This window comes from Nocardia sp. NPDC005825, from assembly GCF_040630175.1.
Taxonomy (GTDB): Bacteria; Actinomycetota; Actinomycetes; order Mycobacteriales; family Mycobacteriaceae; genus Nocardia.
Window position 1 is genome coordinate 74,155 of the sequence record NZ_JBEXXC010000020.1, and the last position, 14,473, is coordinate 88,627.

Genomic DNA, 14,473 nt, shown 5'->3' on the forward strand with positions numbered 1-14,473 from the left:
TTGGTTATCTACCCCGGATCCGGCGCCGTGAACGCCGTCCGGACCCCTTTTCGGTTCGTGGTGGCCGCTCATGTAGCCTTGTCGGGTTGCTGACGCAACGAACCCTCCTGCCCACGGACAGTCCGTGGGCCGTACACAGTCCACAGGAGGTGATGGTTACGTGCGTCATTATGAAGTGATGGTCATCCTCGATCCCGCAATGGACGAGCGCACCGTTGGCCCGAATCTGAACACCATGCTCGGTGTCATCGGGACCGAAGGCGGCAAGGTCGACAACGTCGACATCTGGGGTCGCCGTCGTCTCGCCTACGAGATCAACAAGCAGGCCGAGGGCATCTACGCGGTCGTCACCCTGACCGCCGAGTCCGCGACCGTGAGTGAGCTCGATCGCCAGCTGGGGCTGAACGAGTCGGTGCTGCGCACCAAGGTGCTGCGTACCGACAAGAAGTAAGACCCAGTCCTCCCGCGACGTCGCTCGTAACCGTCGGTCCCTGTCTCTAGGCTGACCGGTGAACGCGAGCGCATTGCGGACTGCACCGGAAAGCAGGAGGAACCATGGCCCAGGGCGACACGGTCATCACCGTCATCGGCAACTTGACGGCTGACCCCGAGCTTCGATTCACGCCCGCGGGAGCGGCCGTCGCGAACTTCACCGTCGCGTCGACTCCCCGTGTGTTCGACCGTAATACCAATGAATGGAAAGACGGCGAAGCGCTTTTCTTGCGCTGCAACATTTGGCGAGAAGCTGCGGAGAACGTTGCCGAGAGCCTGACCCGTGGCTCGCGAGTGATCGTGAGCGGACGACTGAAGCAGCGCTCCTACGAAACCCGCGAGGGTGAGAAGCGCACGGTCGTCGAACTCGAAGTCGACGAGGTGGGTCCCTCCCTGCGGTACGCGACCGCGAAAGTCAACAAGACCACCCGTGGCGGTGGTGGCGGTGGCTTCGGCGGCGGCGGCCAGGGCGGCGGCCAGCAGAACGCTGGCGGCGGCGGCTTCTCCGGTGGTGGCAGTGGCGGGGGTCGTGGCGGCCAGAGCGCCGGCGACGACCCGTGGGGCAGTGCCCCCGCGGCCGGCTCCTTCGGGGGCGGGCCCATGGACGACGAACCGCCGTTCTAGACAACGGCTTTCCCCGGAACCGCCCCGATGGGCAGCGTTCCCAAAATTACGGAGTTGAAAGACCATGGCCAAAGCACCGGCACGCGAAAAGGTGCTGAAGAAGAAGGCTTGCACCTTCTGCAAGGAAGACAAGGCCGGCAAGAAGAACAACACGGCCGGCGCGAAGATCGACTACAAGGACACCGCGCTGCTGCGCAAGTACGTGTCCGACCGTGGCAAGATCCGCGCGCGCCGGGTGACGGGCAACTGCGTCCAGCACCAGCGCGATATCGCTGTCGCCGTGAAGAACTCGCGTGAGGTCGCTCTGCTGCCTTACGTGTCCACCGCTCGCTGAGAAGGGAAGGCACAGAGATGAAGCTCATCCTCACCGCTGATGTCGACAACCTCGGTGCGCCCGGCGACACCGTGGAGGTCAAGGACGGCTACGGCCGTAACTTCCTGCTCCCGCGCGGCCTGGCGATCGTCGCCACCCGTGGCGCGGAGAAGCAGGTCGCCGGCATTCGCCGGGCACAGGATGCCCGCCGCGTGCGCGACCTGGACCACGCCAACGAGCTGAAGCAGGCCATCGAGGGCCTGACCGGCGTGTCGCTCGCGGTCAAGACCGCCGGCACCGGCAAGCTCTTCGGTTCGGTCACCGCGGCCGATGTCGCCTCGGCGATCAAGACCGCCGGCGGCCCGGTCGTCGACAAGCGCAGCATCGAGCTGCCGAAGGCCCACATCAAGAGCACCGGCAAGCACGGTGTCGTGGTGCATCTGCACCCGGATGTGGTCGCCAAGGTCGACCTGCAGGTCACTGCCGCCGAGTAATTCGGTTGATCGGAGGCCGCCTCACCCGTGGGGGCGGCCTCCGATTTCTTTTGTTTGCTCAGGAATCGCCGGATTTCGGATCGGTTGTGGATTGCCCAGCAAACCAACCGTTTTCGTTGTGTGACCGGTCACATCCGTGTGACCGTTCGTTAACCCAACACGCCCGGCCGTTGCCGTCCAGCGACACGCCGCACGAAATTGATCCACAGTTGCGAACAATGAGAATTCCGCCACTACCAGGGCTTTGAGCAGCGGCATCGACTGTTGTCCCCAAGTTTTCCACAGGGGGTGCACAACAGGCGGTGAACAATACCCACGTTATCCACAGGTGTGTACACAGTTCGGTTTGGCGGGTCACCGCCCGGTCGCCTAGGTTCGCCTTCGAGGTCGTGACCACGGCTCGAGCGTGGCGGTCCCAACATGTCGGTGCGCCGGCGTACAACGGGTCTTGCACGCCGTTGCGGCGCGAGCAGAGAGGACGGTCGAGCCCATGGCAGTCGTCGACGATCGCGGCCGCGACGATCACGGGCCCTCCGACTATCCCGACGCTCCCGGTGAGGATTTCGGCCGTCAGCCGCCCCATGACATGGCGGCGGAACAGTCCGTTCTCGGCGGCATGCTGCTGTCCAAGGACGCCATCGCCGACGTCGTCGAAGTCATCCGCCCCGGCGACTTCTACCGCCCCGCGCACCAGGCCGTCTACGACGCCATCCTCGACCTCTACGGCCGCGGCGAACCCGCCGACCCGGTCACCGTCGCCGCCACCCTGGACCGCAAGGGCGAACTCAAGCGCATCGGCGGCGCACCGTATCTCGTCACCCTGACCCAAACGGTCCCCACCGCCGCCAACGCCGGCTACTACGCCGAGATCGTCGCGGAGAAGTCGGTGCTGCGCCGCCTGGTCGAAGCGGGCACCCGCATCGTCCAGTACGGCTACGCGGGCGCCGACGGCCAGGACGTGGCCGAGGTCGTGGACCGCGCCCAGGCCGAGCTCTACGACGTCACCGAACGCCGCTCCAGCGAGGACTTCGCCCCCCTCACCGACATCCTCCAGCCGACGATGGACGAACTCGACTCCATCGCCTCCCGAGGCGGCATCTCCCTCGGCGTCCCCACCGGTTTCACCGAACTCGACGAGATCACCAACGGCCTGCACCCCGGCCAGATGGTCATCGTCGCGGCTCGACCCGGTGTTGGAAAGAGCACGCTCGGTATGGATTTCATGCGCAGCTGCTCCATCAAGCACGGCATGGCCAGCGTCATCTTCTCCCTGGAAATGAGCCGCACCGAAATCGTCATGCGTCTCCTCTCCGCGGAGGCGAAGATCAAACTGGGCGATATGCGTTCCGGCCGCATGAGCGACGATGACTGGACCAAACTCGCCCGCCGCATGAGTGAGATCAGCGAAGCCCCACTCTTCGTGGACGATTCGCCGAACCTCACCATGATGGAAATCCGAGCGAAAGCCCGCCGCCTCAAGCAACGCCACGACCTCCGCCTCATCGTCGTCGACTATCTCCAGCTGATGAGCTCCGGCAAGAAGGTCGAATCCCGCCAGCAGGAAGTCTCGGAATTCTCCCGAAGCCTCAAACTGATGGCCAAGGAACTCGAGGTCCCCGTCATCGCGATCTCGCAGCTCAACCGTGGTCCGGAACAGCGAACTGATAAGCGGCCGATGGTTAGTGACCTTCGCGAAAGTGGCAGTCTAGAACAGGATGCCGATATGGTTATCCTGTTGCATCGCCCAGACGCCTTCGAACGGGATGACCCTCGCGGTGGTGAAGCAGACCTCATTCTTGGCAAGCACCGAAACGGCCCGACGGCAACCATTACCGTTGCGCACCAATTGCATCTGAGTCGGTTCGTCGATATGGCTCGAGGATAGCGCCGCACCGAACACAGTTTCGATCTATTGTTTCGGCATGCAGCCAAAACAGTCTGTCGAGGAGTCGAACTGTAAGGGCATCAACACCTTTGAAACCCACGGTGCTGCCTGGTTAACTGCCACTACGCCAATTATCCGGGCGGACACCGGAGTCGCGGTGCCGCTGGAGACCCTGATCCAGGACGAGCTGCGTCCGCCTGTTTGGTCCCTCGATCCGCAGATGCGCTTCACCGCCCGTCCGCTGGGCTACGTGCGCCCAAGTGGCAGTTGCACGATCGCCCGAGTGCAGTTGGCTTCCGGCCGGTCGATAGACGCCGCCACAGAAGCACGGCTGCTGACCATCGGCGGATGGCGCAAGCTGGGGGAGCTGGGAATCGGCGATCGCTTCGCTATCCCCCGGTGGATTCCAGCGCCTGTCCGAACCGAGGAGATGCCCGATCCTGAGGTTGTCATGCTTGCGCACATGATCGGTGACGGGTCCTGCGTTCGCCGGCAGCCGATCCGATACGCGAGTATCGACGAGGAGAATCTCGCCGCCGTAACCGATGCCGCCACGCACTTCGGTATCACAGCGATCCGCGACGAGTACGCGGCTGCGCGGGTCACAACCCTGAGATTGCCTGCGCCCTACCGGCTTACCCACGGTAGACGCAATCCAATCGCCAAGTGGCTCGACGAGCTCGGACTCTTCGGCCTCCGTAGCTACGAGAAGTTCGTCCCCGAGCGAGTTTTCGGGATGCCCACCGACCAGGTCGCGATCTTCCTTCGGCATCTCTGGGCCACCGATGGTTCGGCACGCTGGGACCGGATCGGGAAGCAAGCCCGCATCTACTACACGTCGACCAGTCGGCGGCTCATCAACGACGTGTCCGATCTCTTGCTCCGGCTGGGCGTCCACGGACGGATCCGGCTCGTACCCAAGGCCGGCTATCGGGACTGTTGGCACCTCACAATCGACGGCGGGGACAACCAGATCACCTTCCTCGAGGACATCGGGGTCCATGGAGCGCGTGGTTCCACCGCTGCGGAATGTCTGGCCGAGCTCGACACGATGACTTCGAATCCCAATGTGGACACCGTCCCCATGGAGGTATGGAATACCGTCCGTGCGCTTCTGTCCGTCCGGAACATGACCCATCGCGAGTTCCAGGCGGCGATGGGGACCAGGTTCTGCGGATCCACGATGTGGAAGCACTCGCCGAGCCGCGCGCGCCTGGCTCGCGCCGCCGACGTTCTCGACGCCCCCGAGCTGGCAATGCTCTGCACCAACGATGTCTTCTGGGACCGGATCACCAACGTCACCGATCTGGGAGAACAGGCCGTGTTCTCGGTGACCGTCCCAGGCACTGAGAACCTCATTGCCCAGGGGGTTTCGGTCTACGCCGGCCGGTGAGAACCACTGGGGTGCTGCCGCCGGTCCATTCGCGGGAGTCCTGTTCGTCGGTTCGGTAGAACCCTCGGAAAGGACCTCGCGTGGATATCACCGACAGGCCGGCGGCGGCCACCGCGAAGCGGCGGGAGTGGTTTGGGCTGGGCGTGCTGGCCTTGCCCATCCTGTTGATATCGGTCGACTTCAGTGTGTTGAATCTGGCGTTGCCGACGCTGGCGGTGGAGCTGAAACCCAGTGGTACACAGCAGTTGTGGATTCTGGATGTCTATGGATTCATGATCGCTGGGTTTCTTGTCACCATGGGGACGCTTGGGGATCGGATCGGGCGGAGGCGGCTGCTGCTCTGGGGCGCCGCGGCTTTCGGGGCGGGTTCGGTGCTCGCCGCGTATGCGGATAGTGCGGGGATGCTGATTGCGGCTCGGGCGGTGATGGGTGTCGCGGCGGCGACGCTCGCGCCGTCGGGGTTGGCGTTGATCGGGGCGATGTTCGCCGATCCGAAGGAGCGGGCGGTGGCGGTGGCGGCGTTCACCGGGTGTTTCATGGGTGGGGCGATCGTCGGGCCGATCGCTGGTGGGGTGCTGTTGGCGCATTTCTGGTGGGGGTCGGTGTTCCTGCTGGCGGTTCCGGTGATGGTGCTGCTGTTGGTGGCGGGTCCGGTGCTGCTGCCGGAGCATCGCGATCCCGAGGCGCCGCGGCTCGATGGGCTCAGTGTCGCACTGTCTTTGGCGGGAATCCTGCCGGTTGTCTACGGCATCACGGAGCTCGCCCGGGACAGTGGGCGGGTTCTCGCGTGGACGGCGCTACTGGTGGGTGTGGTCGCGTTCGCCGCGTTTCTGGTGCGGCAGCGTGTAATTCGCTATCCGGTGCTGGAGTTGCGGCTCTTCCGAGCAAAGGTCTTTCGGGGCGCGTTCACCCTGAGTCTGCTGGTGGGCGCGGTGCAGGGCGGGACGATCCTGATGATCAATCTGTACCTGCAATCGGTGCTCGGATATTCGACGTTGCGGGCGGGATTGTGGATGGTGCTTCCAGCCGTGGCCATGCTGTTCACGATCGGCCTCGGTCCGGCCCTGGCCCGCACCATTCGTCCGGCGTACATCACCGCGGCGGGTCTGCTGGTCGCCGCGTTCGGCTACGCCGCCGTCACCGTCGTGGGTGACGGAACCGGGCTGTGGCCCTTGACCGTTGGTTTCGCGGTGGCGATGGCGGGCATCGGCCCCGGCATATCGCTGGGATACAACCTGGTCCTGGACGCGGCACCGCCCGATATCGCGGGTGCCGCGTCGGCGACCGCGGAGGCTGGCGGGCAGTTCGGGGTGGCGGCGGGGGTGGCGATTCTCGGCAGTATCGGCACCGCGCGCACCCTCGCCTCCGGCCTGCACACCGTGGCGGGTCTCGGGGCGGTCCTGTTCGTGGCGTTGGCGGTGCTGGCGGTCGTCGAGCTGCGGCAGGCTCCGCCCACCGGTGCGGTTTGAGCGAATGTCGGCCGGTCGGGGCGGGCGCGGCGTTACCGTCGATTCATGACCCGGAGTGGGCGACGGCGTGGCCGGATCGCACAGGTGGGAGCGGTGGTCGGCGTGGTCGCGCTGATCGCCGCCGGGTGCGGCAGCGGCGGGGGCGGGTCGGGGCCGCAGGACGCGGCGAGCTGGCCGCCCGCGGGTGGACGCGGGGCGTGCGCGGTCGACAAACAGGAGAACGTGCCGGCGACCATGCGGGACGGGGTGGTGTTGAAGGCCGACGTGTATCGGCCGAAGACCGGCGATGCGGTGCCGGTGGTGCTGATGCGGACGCAGTACGGGAAGGCGGCGGCGCAGATCCAGCCGTACCGGTATCGGACGCCGGAATGGTTCGCTTCGCACTGTTATCTCGTGGTGGTGCAGGACATTCGCGGCCAGGGCCAGTCGGCCGGGGTGTTCACCGAATTCGGGAACGACATCACCGACGGCTACGACTCGGTGGAGTGGGCGGCCGCGCTGCCGGGGACGAACGGCAAGGTCGGCATGTACGGGTCCTCGTATGTCGGTGCGACGCAGTGGCTCGCGGCGATCAGCACGCCACCGCATCTGACCACGATCGTCCCGGCCAATACCGCGTCGGACTACTACGACGGGTGGACCTACGAGGGCGGCGCGTTCCGGTTGGGGTTCGTGGAGCCGTGGGCCATGGAGACGATCGGGGCGGGCGCGGCCGCGAATCGCGGTGACACCGGCACCGCCAAGCAGCTGGCGGCCGACGGCACGAACTACACCCGGTGGCTGGGTTTCCGCCCCTATCAACAGTTTCCGCCGCTGCACCCGGGTGATCCGGTGATCGCGCCGTGGTTCTACGACTGGGTGCGGCATTCCACCCGCGACGACTACTGGAAGCAGTGGAGCATTCGGGACAGCTACGCGAAGGTCAAGGTCCCCGTCCTGAATTTCGAGGGCTGGTACGACGCGTTCCTGGCCGGCGGGGTGGAGAATTTCACGGGGATGGTGGCCGGGGGCGGTTCGCCGGAAGCGCGGGCCGGGCAGCGGTTGGTGCTGGGGCCCTGGGATCACCTGGGCTGGGGTCGGCCCGGGAGCGGGGTCACGACGCCCATGCTGGCCGCGACCGGGGAGGCGGGCGACAGTCCGATCAATGAGCTGATGCTGGCCTGGTTCGACCATTTCCTGAAGGGCGTGGACAACAAGGTTTCCGGGCAGCCGGTGGTCGACTATTTCGTGATGGGCGCGAACAAGTGGAAGTCGGCGTCGGCGTGGCCGTTGCCGAATACCCGCTGGACCACCTACTACCTGTCCGGGAACGGCGGCACTTCGATGCTGGGGCGGACGGGCGCGCTGACCACCGACGCGCCGAAGGATCCGCAGCAGCCGGATCGGTACGAGTACGACCCCTCGAATCCGGTGCCGAGTGCGGGCGGGCATTCGTGTTGCGGGGCGTCGTCGGGGCCGCAGGGGCCGGTGGATCAGTTCGTGGTGGAGCAGCGGTCGGATGTGCTGACCTATACGACCGCCCCGATGCCGGGCGATACCGAGATCACCGGGCCGGTTCGAATGACGTTGTGGGCGGCGTCGAGTGCGCCGGATACCGATTTCACGGCGAAGCTGGTGGCGGTCGCGCCGGACGGGTCCACGGTGAACCTCAACAATGGGATCATCCGGGCGGCATTCCGGGATTCGCTGGAGCATCCGACACCGCTCGTGCCGGGGCAGCCGTACAAGTTCTCGATCGATATCTGGCCGACGAGTTATCTGGTGAAAGCCGGATACAAGATCCGGGTGGAGGTGTCGAGCAGCGATTTCCCGCAGTTCGCGCCGAATCCGAATACCGGGGATCCGCTCGGGGAGAACACGAATACGCAGGTCGCGACGCAAACCGTCTATCACGACCCGGACCATCCGTCGGCGCTGGTGCTGCCGATCATTCCGGCGGGCGACGCGGGAAGTGCGCGATTCCCGACCGAGCATTGAAGACCGTGGCCGGGCTTCCCGTGAGTTGTCCGCCCCGTGGGAAGCGCCGGCCGATCACATAATAGTCGCGGCGGGGAAGTTTCCCGGCATGGCCGGGCCGGGGTTAGTGTCGCGGGGTGGGATTCGAGGTACGGGTCGATATCGCGGGTGCGGTCGAGATCGTCGGTGCGGCCGCGGGGTTCGGCTGGCGTTGGGGTTCCGGGAATGTCACGGAATTCGCCCGACTGGTCGGTTGGACCGGGCCGCAACCGGTCGGCACCCTCCGCAACGGTCCGGTCTTCTCGCGCACGGGCCTGCCGGTGTGGTGGGACTCGGCCATGTTCTGGGGCAGTGACCGCGGCCTGGACCATGTGCGCGTGGCCATCTCCGACTGCCCGGATCCCGCGGACCCCGGCAGCCGGGACCTGCTCGCCGCCGCCATGGCCCGCGCCGCCGCGGAGTTCACCACCCGCTGGGGCGATCCGGAGACCACCGCCGCGGGTCCCGCCGAGGGCCTGGCCTGGCGTTTCCCGAATGTCTTCGCGGGCCTCACGATCGGCGCGGACACCGTGGACCTGCTGCTGGTGAACCCGACCGCGCAACGGTATTGGATGGAGCGCCGGCACGAGGCCGCCCGCCGCCGCGCCGCCGCGGGCCCCTGGATCCGGTTCGCCGAGAGCCTGGCCGGATTCCTGGAGACGCTGCCCATCGACGGGCGACTGCTGGTCACCGCGCCCGGTGGGCGTTTCGTGCAGTTCGCGGCCGGGCCGGAGCAGCTGGCGGGGGAGCTGGCCCGCAGCGAATTCATCGATCCCGCCTGGTATTACGGCTCCGACCTGGAACGACAGCTCATCGCGCTGGGCTGGACGCCGCCCCGCGAGGGCAATTGGACGCGCGGCCTCTCCCGGCGGGCGGGCACCGTCGCCATGAGCGGGCTGGCCCTGCGCACCACCGACACCCTGCGCGCGGTCGGGGTCGCCGCGCCGACCGAACTGGTGGCCGACGCCTGGGTGGAGGGCGGCGCCGATCTGGAGGTGACCGCGCTCGGCATTCCGCCGCACCCGACCTCCCGCACCCAGCGCGCGGAATTCCTGCGCCGCCACGCCGTCTCCGATTTCGACGCCGGACCGCTGCGCGTGGATGTGCCGGCCGGGGTCGAGATCGCCCGCGCCGCCCGCGCTTTCGCGTGGACCTGGACCCGCGCCGATCTGGATGGTTTCGCCGCCGCCGTGGGCTGGAAACCGGTGCACGACACCGATGTCGGGGTGCGCACGGTGTGGGCCGACACCGAACTCCACGTGGACGATCCGCGCGCCCGCTTCTGCTTCGACGGCGACCGGCTCGAGGCGGTCTGCGTCACGCTCAGCGACAGCATCGAGTCCTTCCTCTACGACGAGGGCCTGCCCGCCGAGGTCGCGGCGCAGCGCACCGCCGCCCAGGCCCGCGCGCTGGACGGGTTCCGCGCCGAGTTCGGGGCGCCCCGGCACGCGGTGCTGGGCCAGGCGTACGGACCGGCCTGGCCGGAGGACCGCCTCACCCTGGGCCTGGTTCCGGAGGCCGACACGGTGGAGCTGTATCTGGTGCGGCCGGGCGAACGCGACCGCCGCCTCATCATCGAGCAGCAGCGGGCCGCGCATCGCGCGCACGATCGCGAATGGGAGCAGTGCTACGAGGAATTGGCCGCTCTCATCACCGATCTGGCGGACTCCGGCCAGCTCACCGTGGATGCCGGGGACCCGCATCGGGCCCGGGTCGACCGGGACGGCGACCTGCTGCGCCTGGAACTGGCCACCGCCACCGCCCGCGAACTGTCCCCGCGCGTCCTGAAGTTCATGCTGCGCGACGGCTGGCAGCATCCCGATCACCGATACCCGCTGTGGCACATCGACCTTCCACTGCCCGCGCTGCCCCGGGACCTGCGCCGCCTGGCCCGCCTGGCCATCCTGCCGCTGCGCACGCTGATGCCGCCGCAGGCCCGGCTGCGGGTGCTTTTGAACGGGGAATACCTGCCGGTTCGGGCCCCGTCCACGGGCGCGATCGGGGCACTGCCGACGGAGGCCTAGAGTCGAAACATGGTGGACAGTGCGGACATAACGGTTACCCGGGACGCGTACGACGAGGTCGCGGAGCTGTATTCCGATCTGTTCCGGCGGCAGCTGCAGGACAACCCGTTCGACGCCGTGATGTTGGACGCGTTCGCGCACACGGTGCGGGAGCACGGAGCGGGCCCGGTCGCCGATATCGGCTGCGGTCCGGGCCGGGTCACCACGCATCTGGCGGCGGCCGGCCTGGAGGTGTCCGGCATCGACCTGTCGCCGGAGATGATCCGGATCGCCCGCGAGCAGTACCCCGACCTGTCCTTCGAGGTCGGCCCGATGGAGCGGCTGCGGTTCGAGGACGAGTCGCTGGCCGGAATCGTGGCCTGGTACTCCATCATTCACACCCCGCCGGCCCGGGTTCCGGACGTACTGACCGAGTTCGCCCGGGTGCTGCGGCCGGGCGGGTACGCGCTGTTCGGCTTCCAGGCCGCCGACGAGGCGACCGGCGTGCACGCCTACGACCACAAGGTCGCCCCCGCCTACCGCTGGGCGCCGGTCACATTCGCCGAAGTGCTGGCCGCGCACGGCTTTCGCGCCACCGCGACGCTGGCCCGGGAGGCCCGCCCCGACGAGCGCACCCCGCAGGCCACCGTGCTGGCGGTCAAGGTGTGACCGACTCCGGGTTCAGGAGCTGATCGGTTCCGGCGCGCGGGCGGCCCGTTCGTCGAAAGCCGTTCGGGCGACGGCGATCTCATCGGCGTGCCGCAGCGCCCACTGTCCCATGGCGTGGGTGATGTGCCCGAGGTCCGCGCCGAGCTCGGTCAGCGCGTACTCGACTCGCGGCGGCACGGTCGGATACACGGTCCGCCGGACCAGCCCGTCGCGTTCCAGGTCCCGCAGCGTGCGGGTGAGCACCTTCTGGGTGATGCCGTCGAGGCGGCGGCGCAGTTCGTTGAACCGGATCGGGCCGCCCTCCTTGCGCAGCGTGCCCAGCACCAGCAGCACCCATTTGTCGGCGAGCACCGCGAGCACGTCGCGGGCGGGGCAGCGTCGCAGGTAGCTGTCGACCAGATTTCCGGTTGGCTCCCAGTCGGAGACGGTATCCATGAGGTACCTCGGGTTCGAATTAGTGCCTTCTTCCCGACGGAGACTATCCCGCGCAGGATCGAGATCATGAAAGCGATCAGTCAGCGCACCCTCGGCGGACCCGGCGTGCTGGAGACGGTGGAGGTCGAACGGCCGCGGCCCGGCGCGCGCGAGGTGCTGGTGCGGGTGGCGGCCACCTCGATCAATGCCGCCGATTGGAAACTGCGCTCCGGTGCGATCACCAAACTGGGCCCGCCGCCGTTCACCTTGGGCCTGGACCTGTCCGGCGAGGTGGCCGAGGTCGGGGCAGAAGTCACCGAATTCCGGCCCGGGGATGAGGTTTTCGGCAATGTGGTCAGCCGCTCGGGCGCGAACGCCGAATACACGGTGACCCCCGCGGAATTCCTCGCCGCCAAACCCGCCGGACTCGATCACCTCCGAGCCGCCGCGCTGCCGACCGCGGCACTCACGGCGTGGCAGGCCCTCACCGAAGTCGCACCCGGACAACGGGTGCTGGTGCACGCGGCAGCGGGCGGCGTCGGCCATCTGGCGGTGCAGATCGCGAAGGCGCGCGGCGCGTACGTGATCGGCACGGCCCGCACCACCAACCACGCATTCCTGCGCGACCTGGGCGCCGACGAGCTGATCGATTACACGACAACCGATTTCACCACCGCCGCGCGCGACGTGGACCTGGCATTCGATCTGGTCGGCGGCGACTACGCGGCCCGATCACTGCGCGTGCTCACCCCGCACGGCCGCGTGATCGACGCCCAGGGCGAGGAGGCGCTCGACGATCCCCGCTACCACCGCCACTACTTCACCCCGTCCGGCGCGGACCTCGCCCGGGTGGCGGAGCTGGTGGTGGCCGGTCGCCTGCGCGCGGTGATCGACCGGGTGCTGCCGCTCGCCGACGCGGTGGCGGCGCACGCGCTGGGCGAGTCCGGGCGGGTGCGCGGCAAAATCGTGCTGACCTCCTGGAACCGATCGGCTATCCGGCCATTGGGATAGTTGATGCGCCGGGCGCGCCCGGCCGCATACCGTCGCGCGAAGAGACCGCGTCGATCAGGGAGCAAACGGTGACGGACTGGAACGAAGAAGTCGATGTCCTGGTGGCAGGGTCGGGCGGCGGCCTGGCCGGGGCCTACACGGCCGCCCGTGAGGGGCTGAGCGTGGCGGTGGTCGAGGCCACCGAGAAGTTCGGCGGCACCACCTCGTTCTCCGGTGGCGGCGGCGTCTGGTTCCCCTGCAACCCGGTGCTGCGGCGCGAGGGCGTGGACGACACCGTCGAGGACGCGCTCACCTACTTCCGCGCGGTGGTCGGCGACCGCACCCCGGCGGACCTGCAGGAAACCTACATCCGCAATGGCGCGAAGGTCATCGAGTACCTGGAGCAGGACGAGGCGTTCAAGTTCCAGGTCTTCCCGTGGCCGGACTACTTCGGCAAGGCCCCGAAGGCGCGCCTGGACGGCAAGCGGCACATCGTGCCCGCGCCGCTGAAGGCCGCCAAGCTCGGTGAGCTGGGCGAGTCCGTGCGCGGACCGCTGGCCACCGAACGGCACGGCGACCCGCAGCCGGACTATCTGATCGGCGGGCGCGCCCTGGTCGGCCGGTTCCTGCTGGGCCTGTCGAAGTACCCGAACGTGGCGCTGCACCTGAACACCGCGCTGGTCGAGCTGGTGACCGAGGACGGCGCGGTGACCGGTGCGATCGTGGAGCGGGACGGGCAGCGGATCGCCATCCGGGCTCGGAAGGGCGTGCTGCTGGCGGCCGGTGGTTTCGAGGGCAACGATGAGCTGCGGCAGCGCTACGGCGTGCCGGGCGTGGCCCGGGACACCATGGGGCCGTGGGGCAATCAGGGCAAGGCGCACGTGGCGGGCATCGCGGCGGGCGCGGACACCGACCTGATGGATCAGGCGTGGTGGTCGCCGGGCCTCATCCATCCCGACGGGCGCGCGGCGTTCGCGCTGTGGTTCACCGGCGGCATCTTCGTCAACCAGGCGGGTGCACGGTTCGTCAACGAGTCCGCGCCCTACGACCGGCTCGGCCGCGACATCATCGAGCATCTGGACGACGGGTCGGCGACCCTCCCGTTCTGGATGATCTACGACGACGCCGAGGGCGTGGTGCCGCCGATCAAGGCCAGCAATGTGCCGATGGTCGAGGCGGAACGCTTCATCGAGGCGGGCCTGTGGAAGACCGCCGACACCCTGGAGGGCCTGGCCGCGGAGATCGGCGTCCCCGCCGACGCGCTGGTCGCCACCGTGGCCCGCTTCAACGAATTCGTGACCGAGGGTGTCGATCCGGACTTCGGCCGCGGCGACGAGGCCTATGACCGCGCCTTCTCCAATGGCGAACCGCCGCTGGCCCCGATCGTGCAGGGCCCGTTCCACGCGGCCGCCTTCGGCATCTCCGATCTGGGCACCAAGGGCGGTCTGCGCACCGACACCGCGGCCCGCGTCCTGAACGAGGCGGGCGACCCCATCCCGGGTCTGTACGCCGCGGGCAACACCATGGCCGCGGTCAGCGGCACCGTCTACCCCGGTGGCGGCAACCCGATCGGCGCGTCGGTGCTGTTCAGCTACCTCGCCGCGCTCGACATGAGCTCCCGCTAGAACACCCCCGGAGGTTCGCGGCGCGTCTCGTTCTGGACTGAGTGGAGCGGGGGAGCGAAGCGGAGGAGCGGAGGGAGGGAAGAACGAGACCTCCAGCGCCGCGAGGT

The 14,473-nt window shown here is 68.0% G+C and carries 13 protein-coding genes; 12 read left to right on the top strand and 1 reads right to left on the bottom strand.

Annotated elements, in window-relative coordinates; all coding sequences use genetic code 11:
- Positions 1-160 precede the first annotated feature (160 nt).
- The 10 genes from rpsF to ABZ382_RS33615 all read left to right on the top strand — a co-directional run bounded on the left by rpsF (position 161) and on the right by ABZ382_RS33615 (position 11,337).
- On the top strand, positions 161-451 hold the full coding sequence (gene rpsF / locus ABZ382_RS33570) for a 30S ribosomal protein S6 (protein WP_357097462.1): 291 nt from the start codon (positions 161-163) through the stop codon (positions 449-451).
- A 104-nt stretch (positions 452-555) separates the two neighbouring features.
- Positions 556-1,116, top strand: a complete 561-nt coding sequence (locus tag ABZ382_RS33575) for a single-stranded DNA-binding protein (protein ID WP_357097464.1) — start codon at positions 556-558, stop codon at positions 1,114-1,116.
- A 64-nt stretch (positions 1,117-1,180) separates the two neighbouring features.
- Positions 1,181-1,450 (top strand): 30S ribosomal protein S18, encoded by a 270-nt coding sequence (rpsR, locus tag ABZ382_RS33580; protein ID WP_040814320.1) that lies wholly within the window; start codon positions 1,181-1,183, stop codon positions 1,448-1,450.
- 17 nt (positions 1,451-1,467) lie between these two features.
- On the top strand, positions 1,468-1,923 hold the full coding sequence (gene rplI / locus ABZ382_RS33585; RefSeq protein ID WP_357097466.1) for a 50S ribosomal protein L9: 456 nt from the start codon (positions 1,468-1,470) through the stop codon (positions 1,921-1,923).
- A 490-nt stretch (positions 1,924-2,413) separates the two neighbouring features.
- Entirely contained in the window at positions 2,414-3,808 is a 1,395-nt protein-coding gene (dnaB, locus tag ABZ382_RS33590) for a replicative DNA helicase (protein WP_357097503.1), read from the top strand.
- A 37-nt stretch (positions 3,809-3,845) separates the two neighbouring features.
- Positions 3,846-5,201 carry an LAGLIDADG family homing endonuclease gene (locus ABZ382_RS33595; protein ID WP_357097468.1) on the top strand — a complete coding sequence of 452 codons (1,356 nt, stop codon included), beginning with the start codon at positions 3,846-3,848 and terminating at the stop codon, positions 5,199-5,201.
- A gap of 80 nt (positions 5,202-5,281) precedes the next feature.
- The gene (locus tag ABZ382_RS33600; protein WP_357097470.1) at positions 5,282-6,670 is read left to right on the top strand and encodes an MFS transporter; all 1,389 of its coding nucleotides are present in this window, start codon (positions 5,282-5,284) and stop codon (positions 6,668-6,670) included.
- A gap of 45 nt (positions 6,671-6,715) precedes the next feature.
- Positions 6,716-8,647 carry a CocE/NonD family hydrolase gene (locus tag ABZ382_RS33605; protein WP_357097472.1) on the top strand — a complete coding sequence of 644 codons (1,932 nt, stop codon included), beginning with the start codon at positions 6,716-6,718 and terminating at the stop codon, positions 8,645-8,647.
- A 116-nt stretch (positions 8,648-8,763) separates the two neighbouring features.
- A complete protein-coding gene (locus ABZ382_RS33610) occupies positions 8,764-10,689 on the top strand; it encodes a DUF6301 family protein (RefSeq protein WP_357097474.1) in 1,926 nt (641 codons plus the stop codon).
- A gap of 9 nt (positions 10,690-10,698) precedes the next feature.
- Positions 10,699-11,337, top strand: a complete 639-nt coding sequence (locus ABZ382_RS33615) for a class I SAM-dependent methyltransferase (protein ID WP_357097476.1) — start codon at positions 10,699-10,701, stop codon at positions 11,335-11,337.
- Between the two features lie 12 nt (positions 11,338-11,349).
- Here ABZ382_RS33615 and ABZ382_RS33620 read toward each other — a convergent pair whose 3' ends face one another.
- Positions 11,350-11,772: a helix-turn-helix domain-containing protein gene (locus tag ABZ382_RS33620; RefSeq protein ID WP_357097478.1), complete on the bottom strand. Its 423-nt coding sequence runs from the start codon at positions 11,770-11,772 to the stop codon at positions 11,350-11,352.
- A 66-nt stretch (positions 11,773-11,838) separates the two neighbouring features.
- Between ABZ382_RS33620 and ABZ382_RS33625 the strand changes: the two genes are divergently transcribed.
- Positions 11,839-12,762, top strand: coding sequence for an NADP-dependent oxidoreductase (locus tag ABZ382_RS33625; RefSeq protein WP_357097480.1), 924 nt, complete (start codon positions 11,839-11,841; stop codon positions 12,760-12,762).
- Between the two features lie 68 nt (positions 12,763-12,830).
- Complete coding sequence (locus ABZ382_RS33630) at positions 12,831-14,366, top strand: FAD-binding protein (RefSeq protein WP_357097482.1); 1,536 nt, start codon at positions 12,831-12,833, stop codon at positions 14,364-14,366.
- Positions 14,367-14,473: the final 107 nt, after the last annotated feature.

Coding starts and splice junctions, on each gene's coding strand:
- dnaB (WP_357097503.1), top strand. CDS start 2,414: ATGGCAGTCGTCGACGATCGCGGCCGCGACGATCACGGGCCCTCCGAC.
- ABZ382_RS33605 (WP_357097472.1), top strand. CDS start 6,716: ATGACCCGGAGTGGGCGACGGCGTGGCCGGATCGCACAGGTGGGAGCG.
- rpsR (WP_040814320.1), top strand. CDS start 1,181: ATGGCCAAAGCACCGGCACGCGAAAAGGTGCTGAAGAAGAAGGCTTGC.
- rplI (WP_357097466.1), top strand. CDS start 1,468: ATGAAGCTCATCCTCACCGCTGATGTCGACAACCTCGGTGCGCCCGGC.
- ABZ382_RS33615 (WP_357097476.1), top strand. CDS start 10,699: ATGGTGGACAGTGCGGACATAACGGTTACCCGGGACGCGTACGACGAG.
- ABZ382_RS33595 (WP_357097468.1), top strand. CDS start 3,846: ATGCAGCCAAAACAGTCTGTCGAGGAGTCGAACTGTAAGGGCATCAAC.
- ABZ382_RS33620 (WP_357097478.1), bottom strand. CDS start 11,772: ATGGATACCGTCTCCGACTGGGAGCCAACCGGAAATCTGGTCGACAGC.
- ABZ382_RS33575 (WP_357097464.1), top strand. CDS start 556: ATGGCCCAGGGCGACACGGTCATCACCGTCATCGGCAACTTGACGGCT.
- ABZ382_RS33625 (WP_357097480.1), top strand. CDS start 11,839: ATGAAAGCGATCAGTCAGCGCACCCTCGGCGGACCCGGCGTGCTGGAG.